Origin of the sequence: Pseudomonas putida, assembly GCA_041071465.1 — a bacterium.
GTDB lineage: Bacteria > Pseudomonadota > Gammaproteobacteria > Pseudomonadales > Pseudomonadaceae > Aquipseudomonas > Aquipseudomonas putida_P.
Genome location: CP163498.1, coordinates 2,375,779 through 2,388,025 on the forward strand (window position 1 = coordinate 2,375,779; position 12,247 = coordinate 2,388,025).

Annotated in this window: 12 protein-coding genes and 1 pseudogene; 11 read left to right on the forward strand and 2 right to left on the reverse strand. The window is 63.8% G+C overall.

Going from position 1 to position 12,247, the window contains the following annotated elements; translation table 11 throughout:
* The first annotated feature begins 65 nt into the window (after positions 1-65).
* From AB5975_10980 to AB5975_11010, 7 genes are all read left to right on the forward strand, one after another.
* A complete protein-coding gene (locus AB5975_10980; GenBank protein ID XDR22280.1) occupies positions 66-809 on the forward strand; it encodes a LytR/AlgR family response regulator transcription factor in 744 nt (247 codons plus the stop codon).
* Positions 810-984: 175 nt separating this feature from the next.
* On the forward strand, positions 985-1,926 hold the full coding sequence (gene hemC / locus AB5975_10985; GenBank protein XDR22281.1) for a hydroxymethylbilane synthase: 942 nt from the start codon (positions 985-987) through the stop codon (positions 1,924-1,926).
* A complete protein-coding gene (locus AB5975_10990) occupies positions 1,923-2,690 on the forward strand; it encodes a uroporphyrinogen-III synthase (protein XDR22282.1) in 768 nt (255 codons plus the stop codon). Before hemC ends, AB5975_10990 begins: the two co-directional genes overlap by 4 nt.
* Positions 2,691-2,735: 45 nt before the next feature.
* Positions 2,736-3,836, forward strand: a complete 1,101-nt coding sequence (locus tag AB5975_10995) for a uroporphyrinogen-III C-methyltransferase (GenBank protein ID XDR22283.1) — start codon at positions 2,736-2,738, stop codon at positions 3,834-3,836.
* Positions 3,833-5,071, forward strand: a complete 1,239-nt coding sequence (locus AB5975_11000) for a heme biosynthesis protein HemY (protein XDR22284.1) — start codon at positions 3,833-3,835, stop codon at positions 5,069-5,071. Before AB5975_10995 ends, AB5975_11000 begins: the two co-directional genes overlap by 4 nt.
* Positions 5,072-5,292: 221 nt before the next feature.
* Entirely contained in the window at positions 5,293-5,799 is a 507-nt protein-coding gene (locus AB5975_11005) for a disulfide bond formation protein B (GenBank protein ID XDR22285.1), read from the forward strand.
* A gap of 231 nt (positions 5,800-6,030) precedes the next feature.
* Positions 6,031-6,501: an Rsd/AlgQ family anti-sigma factor gene (locus tag AB5975_11010; GenBank protein ID XDR22286.1), complete on the forward strand. Its 471-nt coding sequence runs from the start codon at positions 6,031-6,033 to the stop codon at positions 6,499-6,501.
* Positions 6,502-6,510: 9 nt separating this feature from the next.
* Here AB5975_11010 and AB5975_11015 read toward each other — a convergent pair whose 3' ends face one another.
* The gene (locus AB5975_11015) at positions 6,511-7,149 is read right to left on the reverse strand and encodes an FKBP-type peptidyl-prolyl cis-trans isomerase (protein XDR22287.1); all 639 of its coding nucleotides are present in this window, start codon (positions 7,147-7,149) and stop codon (positions 6,511-6,513) included.
* A gap of 178 nt (positions 7,150-7,327) precedes the next feature.
* On the opposite strand from AB5975_11015, the gene AB5975_11020 reads away from it, so the two are divergent.
* Entirely contained in the window at positions 7,328-8,422 is a 1,095-nt protein-coding gene (locus AB5975_11020) for an AlgP family protein (GenBank protein XDR22288.1), read from the forward strand.
* Here AB5975_11020 and AB5975_11025 read toward each other — a convergent pair.
* Positions 8,398-8,879, reverse strand: a pseudogene (locus AB5975_11025) (TIGR02444 family protein). The gene AB5975_11020 and the pseudogene AB5975_11025 overlap by 25 nt on opposite strands.
* A gap of 50 nt (positions 8,880-8,929) precedes the next feature.
* Between AB5975_11025 and AB5975_11030 the strand changes: the two are divergent.
* From AB5975_11030 to AB5975_11040, 3 genes are all read left to right on the forward strand, one after another.
* Positions 8,930-10,840, forward strand: coding sequence for an ATP-binding cassette domain-containing protein (locus AB5975_11030; GenBank protein ID XDR22289.1), 1,911 nt, complete (start codon positions 8,930-8,932; stop codon positions 10,838-10,840).
* Positions 10,840-11,427, forward strand: coding sequence for a mechanosensitive ion channel domain-containing protein (locus AB5975_11035; GenBank protein ID XDR22290.1), 588 nt, complete (start codon positions 10,840-10,842; stop codon positions 11,425-11,427). The genes AB5975_11030 and AB5975_11035 overlap by 1 nt, the downstream gene beginning before the upstream one ends.
* Positions 11,428-11,561: 134 nt before the next feature.
* Complete coding sequence (locus AB5975_11040; protein ID XDR22291.1) at positions 11,562-12,194, forward strand: LysE family transporter; 633 nt, start codon at positions 11,562-11,564, stop codon at positions 12,192-12,194.
* Positions 12,195-12,247: the final 53 nt, after the last annotated feature.

The window sequence follows — 12,247 nt, forward strand, 5'->3', positions numbered from 1 at the left end:
GTCGCTCGAACCACACCTGTCTACGCTATACCTGTGCGAGACTCATTCAGGAATCCAGCGCAATTATGAATGTCCTGATCGTTGATGACGAACCCCAAGGCCGTGAACGCCTCACCCGGCTGCTCGGCGAACTGGAGGGTTACACCGTGCTGGAGCCCAGCGCCACCAACGGCGAGGAGGCCCTGGCGCTGATCGAAAGCCTCAAGCCCGATGTGGTCCTGCTGGACATCGGCATGCCAGGCCTGGATGGCCTGCAGGTCGCCGCTCGCCTGTGCGAACGCGAGGCGCCGCCGGCGGTGGTGTTTTGCACCGGGGACGATGAATACGGTGCCGAGGCATTCAAGGACAGTACCCTCAGCCATGTGACCAAGCCTTTCCAGCCCCAGGCGTTGCGCGATGCCTTGCGCAAGGCCGAAAAACCCAACCGTGCCCAATTGGCGGCGCTTACCCGGCCAGCCAACGAAGGTGGTGGCCCACGCAGCCACATCAGTGCCCGTACACGTAAAGGCATCGAATTGATCCCTATACCCCAGGTGATCTATTTCATCGCCGACCACAAGTACGTGACCTTGCGCCACGAAGCCGGGGAAGTACTGCTCGATGAGCCACTCAAGGCCCTGGAAGACGAGTTTGGCGAACGCTTCGTGCGCATCCACCGCAATGCGTTGGTCGCCCGCGAGCGCATCGAACGCCTGCAGCGAACCCCGCTGGGGCACTTTCAGCTGTACCTGAAAGGCCTGGACGGCGACGCCCTGACCGTCAGCCGCCGGCATGTGGCTGGGGTGCGCAAGATGATGCAGACGCTCTGAGGCCGTCTGCGCAAACCTGTGGCCTGGTTCTGCCCTTGTGGGAGCGGCCTTGTGTCGCGAAAGGGCCGCAAGGCCGCTTTCACACAAAGCCGCACATGACCTGTTGATCCGTATCTGCAAGCGATACCGGCGATGCTGTTATCATCGGTGGTATTTCTCTGGATCGGGGCGTTCCATGTCCACTCGCGAAATCCGCATTGCCACCCGTAAAAGTGCCTTGGCCCTGTGGCAGGCCGAATACGTCAAAGCCCGTCTCGAGCAGGCTCACCCGGGTCTGCTGGTGACCTTGGTGCCCATGGTCAGCCGTGGTGACAAGCTACTCGACGCGCCGCTGGCGAAAATCGGCGGCAAAGGCCTGTTCGTCAAGGAGCTGGAAACCGCCCTGCTGGACAACGAAGCCGACATCGCCGTGCATTCGATGAAGGACGTGCCAATGGACTTCCCCGAAGGCCTGGGCCTGTACTGCATCTGCGAGCGTGAAGACCCGCGTGACGCCTTCGTTTCCAATACGTTCGACAGCCTCGAAGCACTACCTGCCGGCAGCATCGTCGGCACCTCCAGCCTGCGCCGCCAGGCCCAGCTGCTGGCGCGCCGGCCAGACCTGCAAATCCGCTTTCTGCGGGGCAACGTCAACACCCGCCTGGCCAAGCTGGATGCCGGCGAGTACGACGCCATCATCCTCGCCGCCGCAGGCCTGATCCGTCTGGGCTTCGAAGACCGCATCACCTTCACCATCAGCGTCGATGACAGCCTGCCGGCTGGCGGCCAGGGCGCCGTGGGTATCGAGTGCCGCAGTGCCGACGTTGAGACTCATGCATTGCTGGCGCCACTGCACCATGCCGATACCGCCGACCGGGTGGTGGCCGAACGTGCCCTGAACAAGCACCTGAATGGCGGCTGCCAGGTGCCGATCGCCTGCTATGCGGTGCTTGAAGGCGACCAGCTGTGGCTGCGTGGCCTGGTCGGCCAGCCGAGTGGCGGAACGCTGCTGGTGGCCGATGCCCGCGCCCCTCGCACTGCTGCCGAAACCTTGGGCGTACAGGTAGCCGAGGACTTACTGAGCCAGGGCGCCGAGGCCATCCTCAAGGAAGTCTATGGCGAGGCCGGCCACCCGTGAGCCAATGGCGCCTGTTGCTGACCCGGCCTGCCGAGGACTGCGCGGCACTGGCGCAAAGCCTGGCGGAGGAGGGCGTGGGCAGCAGTTGCCTGCCACTGCTGGCGATTGAGCCCGTTACGTTAGAGACCCCGCAGCGATTGTTACTGGAAGGCCTGCACGGCTTCCAGGCAATCATCGTGGTTAGCAAGCCGGCCGCCCGCCTGTTGCTTGAGCAACTGGCCAAGGCCAGCCTTCAGCCGCCACGCCAAGGCTGGTTCACGGTGGGCGAGGCAACCGCTGCGGTGCTGCAGGGGGCGGGGTTGGAGGTGAGCGCTCCGCCGCGTGGCGATGACAGCGAAGCCTTGCTGGCGCTGCCGGCCCTGCGCCAGGCAGTTGCCGCGCCGGCACCGCGTGTGTTGATCGTTCGCGGCGTCGGAGGTCGCGAACTGCTGGCAGAGCGTCTTGCAGAGCAAGGTGCTAGTGTCGAATATCTGGAACTGTATCGTCGCTGCCTGCCGGTATACCCGGCGGGTACGCTGATGCGCCGCATCGAAGCGGAACGCCTCAATGGCCTGGTGGTCAGCAGTGGGCAGGGTTTTGAACATTTGCAGCAGCTGGCCGGTGCGGATTGGCCGCAGCTGGCACGCCTGCCGCTGTTCGTGCCCAGCCCACGGGTCGCCGAGCAGGCCAGGGCCGCCGGGGCCCAACAGGTTGTGGATTGCCGTGGCGCCAGTGCCACGGCCTTGCTGGCAGCCGTGCAGCGTAGCGCTGCACCTGCCTCTTAAGGCGCTAAGCTGTACGCGATGCGCCCCCATGCAAAGGATGGATACGTGAGCGAGACTGTCTTGTCCAATAACGATCAGCCGTCGGCACAGACGCCGGCGGAACCCGTTACCGCCCCACCTGCCAAGCGCTCCGGCAGTGGCCTGGCAGCGCTGGCCCTGTTGCTTGGCGCGGCCGGGGTGGCGGTAGGTGGCTGGGGTGTCTGGCAGGTGCGTCAACTGCAAGGCAGCGAGTTCAACCAGGGCCAGCACATCGAGGCGCTGACCCAGCGCGCCGAAGCCCTGCAGCAGCGCGAACAGCAGATCAGCGCGCAACTGGCCAGCTTGCCTGCAGCCAGCGAGCTGGAAGACCGCCGACGCCTGGTGGCGCAATTGCAGGGCGACCAGCAGCGCCTCAGCCAGCGCCTGGAAACCGTGCTGGGAGAAAGCCGCAAGGAGTGGCGCCTGGCAGAAGCCGAGCACCTCTTGCGCCTGGCTACCCTGCGCCTTTCGGCCTTGCAGGACATCACCAGTGCCAAAGCCTTGGTCGAAGGCGCCGACGAAATTCTGCGCGAGCAGAGCGACCCGGGTGCTTTCGCCGCCCGGGAGCAACTGGCACGCAGCCTGGCCACGCTCGGCAGCACCCAGCAACCGGACCGTACTGGCCTGTTCCTGAAACTGGCAGCACAGCGTGAGCTGGTACAGCAGCTAAGCGCCCAGTCGCCCGAATTCGACACCAATGCCGATGCGCTTGGCGCCCTGACCGCCGATGGTGATGGTGCCAGCCGGCTGTCGCAGTGGTGGGCAGAAATTTCCAAGTACTTCCAGATCGACTTCAACGCCGATGAAAACGTGCGGCCACTGCTGGCCGGGCAGCAGCTGAACCAGCTGCGCCTGGCCCTGAGCCTGACCATCGAACAGGCCCAGTGGGCGGCGCTCAATGGTGACGCCAAGGTCTACACACAGGCGCTGGATGATGCCCGCAGCGTGCTGCTGGCGAACTTCAACGCCGACAACCCGCAAAGCAAGGCCATGCTCGACAGCCTCAATGCGTTGGCCGATCAGCCCGTGTCCGTGGTTACCCCCGACCTCAGCGAAAGCCTGGCGGCAGTGCAGGCCTACATTCAGCGGCGTCATCTGCCGGCCGAGGCTGAAGGGGGCAAGCCATGAAGCGTGTCTACCTGCTGGCCGTGCTGGCAATCGTGGTTGCCGCCGCGCTGGGCATCGCAGTCGCCAAGCACAGCGGTTACGTGCTGATTTCCTATGGTGGTTTCCGCTATCAATCGGGGCTGTGGGCGGCCCTGGCCGGCTTGCTGGCCGTGGTCGCGCTGTTGTGGCTGTTGCGCTACCTGGTCGGCCTGGTGCTGACCTCCAGCGGTGTGGTCAACCCGTGGTCGCGGCGTAACCGCAGCCGGCGCATCCGCGTAGCCATCGAGCAGGGCCAGCTCGATCTCGCCGAGGGTCGCTGGGCCAGCGCTCAGCGTCACCTGCACCGCGCCGCCGAGGCCGAGCGCCAACCGCTGCTGTATTACCTCGGTGCCGCGCGTGCTGCCAACGAGCAAGGCCGCACCGAAGACAGCGACAACCTGCTGGAGCGTGCCTTGGAGCGCCAGCCGCAAGCGGAACTGGCCATTGCCCTGACCCATGCCCAGTTGCAGATGGACCGTGGTGAAACCGATGGGGCTCTGGAAACCCTGCTGGCCATGCAGGAGCGCCACCCGCACAACAGCCAGGTGTTGCGCCTGCTGCAACGCCTGTACCTGGAGCGCGGCGACTGGTCCGCACTTATCCGCCTGCTGCCCGACCTGCGCAAGGGCAAGGTGTTGCCGCCCGCCGAGCTGGCCGCCCTGGAGCAGCGTGCCTGGGGCCAGAACCTGAGCCTGGCCACCACCCGTGGCGAGGACGCGCAAACTGCACGTCAGGCCCTGGAGCGCGCCTGGCAACAGCTGACCGCAGCCCAGCGCCAGGAGCCACAGCTGGTGTTGGCGTACGCCGAGCAATTGCGCCAGGTAGGTGCCCAGAGCGAGGCCGAGCACGTGCTGCGCACTGCCCTCAAGCGCGAATACGAAAGCCACCTGGCCCGCCTTTATGGCTTGGTGCGCGGTGATGATCCGGCGCGTCAGCTGCAAACCGCAGAAGGTTGGCTCAAGGCCCACCCGCAAGACGCCAGCCTGCTGCTGACCTTGGGCCGTCTGAGCCTGCAGAACCGCCTGTGGGGCAAGGCGCGTGATTACCTGGAAAGCAGCCTGCGCATGGAGCGCAACCCCGAGGCCTGTGCCGAGCTGGCTCGCTTGCTCGCGGGGCTGGGCGAGACCGAGCGCAGCAACCAGCTGTTCCAGGAGGGCCTTGGCCTGCTGGACGAACGCCTGCTGGCGCTGCCTTTGCCCGAAGGCGTACGCGCCTGACCCACCCCAAGGCCCGCGCCAAGGTGCGGGCTTCGGGAGCGGGTAATTTATCGATTGCTGTCAGTTAGATCCGTAGTCCATTCCTTCCGGCGCTTCCCACTCCATCGCTGGAAATTTCCTACGCGATTCAGCGACTTGTCGCTGCTGTCGTGCCTTGAAACAAAGCGTGTCTTTCCTCTACCGTTTCAAACCACAACATCTCCCCGGGACTTACCCAGCCCATGCTTCCGGCCCATTTGCGCACCCTTTTTCTTCCTGCCTGCCTGGCTGCAATGGCGGTACTGGTTGTTTCATTCCACCTGGAAAACACACTGGGGTTGGTGCCTTGCCCCTTGTGCTTCAGCCAGCGGTTACTGCTTGGCCTTTACGCGCTGCTGTGCCTCGCGGCGGTGCTGCAGGCACCGGGCACGCGGGGCACCCTTCGTTATGCGCGGGTGGCGCTGGGCTGCTCGCTGGCCGGCGCGGTGCTGGCCGCGCGGCATGTCTGGTTGCAGGGTGCTCATGGGGTCATCCATATGTGCCCGGCGCCCATCGGGCGGGTGTTCGAGCAATCCTGGGCCGAGGCGGCGCGGCAACTGTTGCTGGGGGGGCCCGATTGCAGCTCGCTTACCTGGAGCTTTCTCGACCTGACACTGCCGGAGTGGAGCCTGTTGGCCTTCCTGCTGCTGGCGGTGCTGCCCTTGAGTTGCCTGCTGGCGTATCGTTTCCGCACCCTGGCAAGAACATGACTTGGCGCAAGGTTGCGCCATTAGCGCGACCAATGGCGATATAACAGGGTATTAAACACTTGTATGAACTTTGTGTGCTGCGTACCTTGAAGGCCAGCACGCGCGGGAATAATCTCCCAGCACGCATACCGAAAACACAACTGCTCGATGCCGTCCTGCTGATGACACCTTTGTGCTGCGCGGTCGTGGTGCGAGGTGCAGCGGCATCTACCCAGAAGGGAAGAGATCGCCATGCTCGATAGTTGTCAGAACGCCCAGGAACGCTGGGGTGGGGTTCACAAGCTGATCGACCGTTGGCTGGAGGAGCGCCAGGAACTGGTGCAGGCTTTTCGCGCCCTGCGCGATGTGAAGCCAGCCTTTGCCGACAAGGACACCAACGGGGACTTTTGCGCGCTCCTGGTCGATTACGTTTCGGCGTGGCACTTCGAAGTCTGCGAGCAATTGGCCAGCGAGGCCAAGGCTTTCGGGGACGAGAAGGCGCTGAAGCTGGCCGAAGAAATCAACCCACGGATCAACGACAGCACACAGATCGCACTGGCCTTCAATGACCATTGCGCCAAGGGTGAGTGCAAGGACACCGAGCGCTTTGCCGAGAAGCTGGCCAAGTTGGGCGGGCTGTTGCATGAGCGTTTCGAACTTGAGGACTGCCTTATCGAAGTGCTGCACAACGCGCACAAGGAAGAAGGCGCGGTGCAGGCCTGAAGGTTGGCGTCAGTCGCCAACCGCCAGCAGTTCGATCTCGAACACCAGGGGGGTGTAGGGGGCAATCAAATCACCCGCCCCCTCGGCGCCATAGGCTTGCGCTGAAGGAATCACCAGGCGCCATTTGGCGCCCGCGTGCATCTTCGGCAAGGCCACCTGCCAGCCCTCGATTACAGAATCCAGGTTGAACCACTGGGGCGTCTGGTTCTGGTCGAACACCGAACCATCAGGCAACCTGCCCACATAACGCACCTGCACCTTGCCGCCTGCTTTTGGCTGCGCACCCGTACCTACTTGCAGTTCGCTGTAGAGCACACCTTCCGCTAGTTCGTGTACCCCGTAACGCCCACGCTCGTTGGCCATGAAGCGTGTTTCTGCGGCCTGCAGCTTTTGCACCGAGGCGTCACCTTCCTGCGCTTCATGCTGCTGGAGCACCGCCTGCATGCGTGCCTTGTCGAGCTTGAGGGGTTGCCCCTGATAGGACTGCTTCAGGCCTTCGACCAGTGCATCCAGCTGCAAGCCCGGCATCTCCTGACGCAGCCGCTCACCCAGGCTGGCGCCCAGGCTGTAGGCCAGGTCATGGTCGTCGCTGTCGGCCAAGGCGATTGGGGCCAGCAGGCATAAACCTAAAACAAGATATCGAGGCAACGCCTGACTCCCAAATACCAGCAGTGATTAATTCAGCAACTACACTTTCACGCAGCTGCAAGATAACAACTTTGCCCAGGCATGCAACGCGGCGTAAATATTACGGTCAACATGCCCTAGCGGCGGTAGCAGCAGAAGCATAGTATGAGCCGCAATCTCGTCAGCCAGGAGGTAAACCATGTCGGCCAAAAAGAAGCCAGTAAGTACGCCGTTACACCTGCTCCAGCAACTTTCGGGCAGCTTGCTCGAACACTTGGAAGAAGCCTGCTCGCAAGCGCTGGCTGATGCGGAAAAACTGTTGGCCAAGTTGGAAAAACAGCGTGGCAAGGCGCAGGAAAAACTGCACAACGGTCGCCTGAAACTGCAAGACGCGGCCAAGGCGGGTAAAGCCAAGGCGCAAACCAAGGCGCAAAAAGCCATTGGCGAACTTGAACAGTTGCTCGACGCCCTCAAGGAACGTCAAACCCAGACTCGTTCTTACATTCAGCAACTCAAGCGCGACGCCCAGGACAGCCTCAAACTGGCCCAAGGTGTAGGTAAAGTTCGCGAAGCCGCAGCCAAGGCTCTTGACCTGCGTGCTACCAAACCTGCGGCCAAGCCCGCTGCCAAAGCGACTACTGCTGCCAAACCTGCGGCCAAGCCAGCCGTCAAAGCGACCGCTGCTGCGAAACCTGCAGCCAAGCCCGCCGCCAAAGCGACTGCTGCTGCCAAACCTGCAGCCAAGCCCGCCGCCAAAGCGACCGCTGCTGCCAAACCTGCAGCCAAACCCGCCGCCAAAGCGACCGCTGCTGCTAAACCTGCAGCCAAACCCGCCGCCAAAGCGACGGCTGCCGCCAAACCTGCAGCCAAGCCAGCCGCCAAAGCGACCGCTGCCGCCAAACCTGCAGCCAAGCCCGCCGCCAAAGCGACCGCTGCTGCCAAACCTGCAGCCAAGCCCGCCGCCAAAGCGACCGCTGCCGCCAAACCTGCAGCCAAGCCAGCTGCCAAAGTGACTGCTGCTGCCAAACCTGCAGCCAAGCCCGCCGCCAAAGCCCCAGCTGCCAAGCCAGCTACCGCCAAGGCACCTGCACGCACAGCCACCAAGCCAGCCGCCAAGCCTGTTGCCAGCAAGCCAGCCGCCAAGCCTGTTGCCAGCAAGCCAGCCGAAGCCAAACCCGCTACGCCAGCCGGCAGCACCCCGGCCGTTACAACCAACTCGGCGACCCCGGCCACTTCGGCAGCCGCGTCGACACCCGCCAGCACCCCGGCTCAGGCGCCGTCTTCGGCGTCCTGAAGCGCAGCCGCCGCGACGCGCAGTTGATCCAGCGCGTCGTGGTGCGGGCAGGGGCCGGCGCCAGCCGGGCCAGCCAGTCGTCCGAGGGCTCATGGGAGCCCCCGGGCCACTGTCGCGAGCGTTCCTGCAAGCGCTCCAGCAACGTTTTTTCTGCCTGCAACTCCAACCCCTTCACCTGCTCACGCAACGCAGCCAGTTGCGCATCATGCGACGCTGCCGCCCGCCATTGTTGGCGCAGGCTGCGTAACGGGGCCACCACTTCACGCTGCCAGGGCTCGACAACTTCCTGCAGCGCTTGCGCGCGCTCGTCCAGCATGACCACGCCACGTGCCTGCAGCCAGGTTGCGCACAACAGCAGGCAGACATCGCTACCTTGCGCTTGCAGCTCAAGGCACGCGGCTTCCACGCCAGGCCTGGCATACAGGGCCAGGGCGTAACTCCACAGGTCGTTGTGCATGGTTCCACTCGCGCTATGGGCCGAGGAAGCTGGTAGACTCCGCGACCATCATGATCAGACTATCCAACCTCACTTTACAGCGTGGTCCGCAGCGCTTGCTAGAAGGCGCCGAGATGACCCTGCACGCCGGTCACAAGGCCGGCCTGATCGGCGCCAACGGCGCCGGAAAATCCAGCCTGTTCGCCCTGCTGCGCGGTGAGCTGTCGCCCGATGCCGGTGACTGCCAACTGCCCGGTGACTGGCGCATCGCCCATATGCGCCAGGAGGTCGACACCCTCGACCGCCTGGCCGTGGACTATGTGCTCGACGGCGACGTGCGCCTGCGCAAGGTCCAAGCCGAACTGGCCGCGGCCGAGCAGGCCCACGACGGCACCGCCCTGGCGCGCCTGCACAGTGAACTGGAAAGCGCCGACGGCTACACCGCCGACGCCCGCGCGCGCAAGTTGCTGGCCGGCCTGGGCTTCACCAACGAACAGATGGACCGCCGCGTCGGCGACTTCTCCGGTGGCTGGCGGATGCGCCTGAACCTGGCCCAGGCACTGATGTGCCCGTCCGACCTGCTGTTGCTCGACGAACCCACCAACCACCTCGACCTGGACGCCATCCTGTGGCTGGAAGACTGGCTCAAGGGCTACCCCGGTACGCTGTTGCTGATCTCCCACGACCGTGACTTCCTCGATGCCGTGGTCGACCATGTGCTGCACGTCGAGCAGCGCAAGTTGAACCTGTACAAAGGCGGCTACACCGCCTTCGAGCGCACCCGTGCCGAACGCCTGGCGCAGCAGCAGCAGGCCTACGAAAAGCAGCAGGCGCAGCGCGCGCACATGGAAAAGTACATCGCCCGCTTCAAGGCTCAGGCCACCAAGGCCCGCCAGGCGCAAAGCCGGATCAAGGCCCTTGAGCGCATGGAGGAGTTGTCGGCGGCGCATGTCGATTCGCCGTTCGACTTTGTCTTCCGCGAATCGCAGAAAATTTCCAGCCCGTTGCTGAGCCTGTCCGAAGGCTGCCTTGGCTATGGCGACAAGGCCATCCTTGAAAAGGTCAAGCTGCAGCTCACCCCGGGTGCTCGTATTGGCCTGCTCGGCCCCAACGGTGCCGGCAAGTCCACCCTGATCAAGAACCTCGCCGGTGAGCTGGAGCCTTTGTCGGGCCGTTTGGTCCGTGGCGAAAACCTTGCGGTAGGCTACTTCGCCCAGCACCAGCTGGACTCGCTGGATGACAAGGCCAGCCCGCTGCTGCACCTGCAGCGCATCGCCCCCACCGAGCGTGAGCAGACCCTGCGCGACTTCCTTGGCGGCTTCGACTTCCATGGTGCCCGTTGCGACGAGCCAGTGGTGAACTTCTCCGGTGGTGAAAAGGCCCGCCTGGCGTTGGCGCTGATCGCCTGGGAACGGCCAAACCTGCTGCTGCTTGACGAACCGACCAACCACCTCGACCTGGAAATGCGCCTGGCGCTGACCATGGCCCTGCAGGAGTTTGCCGGTGCCGTGGTGGTGGTGTCCCACGACCGGCATTTGCTCAAGAGCACCACCGACGACTTCCTGCTGGTGGCCGACGGCAAGGTCGATACCTTCGACGGTGACCTGGATGATTACAGCCGCTGGCTGGTTGAGTACCGCCAGCGCAGCGCGCCGGCCAGTACCGCCCCGGTCAACCCGGACAAGACCGACAAGAAAGCCCAGCGTCAGGCTGCCGCAGCCTTGCGCCAGCAACTGGCACCGCACAAGAAGGCTGCCGACAAGCTGGAAACCGAGCTCAACCAGGTGCACGTGCAATTGGCCGAGATCGAGACCGCGCTGGGTGATGGTGGCCTCTACGAAGCGGCGCGCAAGGACGAATTGCGTGACCTGCTGGCGCGCCAGACCAAGCTCAAGCAACGCGAAGGTGAGCTGGAAGAGGCCTGGATGGAAGCGCTGGAAACCCTCGAAAGCATGCAGGCCGAGCTCGAGGCGTTGTCCTGATGGAAGAACTGCGGTCGCTGCTGCCAGGACAATGGATGGACACCTTCTGGCTGGGCTTGCAGATTCTGTTGATCCTGGTGGCAGCCTTCCTCCTGCAGCGCATCGTTGCTCGCGGGTTGAGCCGCCTGGGCCAGCGTTACCCGCTGCCGCCAGAACTGCTGGTCCCGGTGCGTGGCGGCCTGCGCTGGCTGATCATGGGCAGCGCACTGCTGTTCGTGCTGGAGCGCCTGGGTGTTTCGGCGACCGTGCTGTGGACGGCATTGTCCGGCTTTGTCGCGGTGGCGGCGGTGGCCTTTTTCGCCATGTGGAGCGTGCTGTCCAACCTGCTGTGCGCGGTGCTGATCTTCACGGTCGGGCCGTTTCGCATCGGTGATGTGGTCGAACTGGTCGACACCCTGGACAAGCCGGGCGTGAAAGGCCGGGTGATCGCCATCAACCTGCTGTTTACCACCCTGCTGGAAATGCCCGAAGCGGGTGGGGCCTTGGTGCAGGTGCCCAATAGCCAGTTCTTCCAGAAGTCGGTGCGGCGCTGGCGCGGGGCTGAGGTGCAGACGATGCACAAAGAGCCGGCTGGCGAAGCGGACTGAACCTGTACTTGTGGAGCGTGCTTGCCCGCGAAGAGGTCGGTACAGGCGATAGAAATCCATCAAAAATCGCTGGTTATTTTTTCACCAAAACCTTAGCTTAACGTTTTGCAACAAATGTTCGAGCGAGGTGTGTGATGTCGATGGAAGTATGGTTGGGCTTCTTTGCCGCCTGTTGGGTGATCAGCCTTTCACCCGGTGCCGGGGCGATTGCCTCGATGTCCAGTGGCCTGCAATATGGTTTCTGGCGTGGTTACTGGAATGCCCTGGGCCTGCAGCTAGGCCTGATCCTGCAGATCGCCATCATCGCTGCCGGCGTCGGTGCCATCCTGGCTGCCTCGGCCACGGCGTTTCAGGTCATCAAATGGTTTGGCGTCGCCTACCTGGTGTACCTGGCGTACAAGCAGTGGCGTGCCTTGCCGATGGACATGACCGATGAATCCGGCGTGCGCCCGATCGGCAAACCGCTGAGCCTGGTCTTGCGTGGCTTCTTGGTCAACGTCAGCAACCCCAAGGCGCTGGTGTTCATGCTGGCGGTGCTGCCGCAGTTCCTCAACCCGCATGCGCCGCTGCTGCCGCAGTATGTGGCGATCACCGTGACCATGATCACTGTGGACATGCTGGTGATGGCCGGGTACACCGGGTTGGCTTCGCGTGTGTTGCGCTTGCTGCGTACGCCTAAACAGCAGAAGCGTTTGAACCGGACTTTTGCCGGGTTGTTCATTGGGGCGGCGACCTTCCTGGCGACCCTGCGCCGCGCACCTCTCTGATCGGGCCACGGGGGCTGCTTTGCAGCCCATCGCGACACAAGGCCGCTCCTACA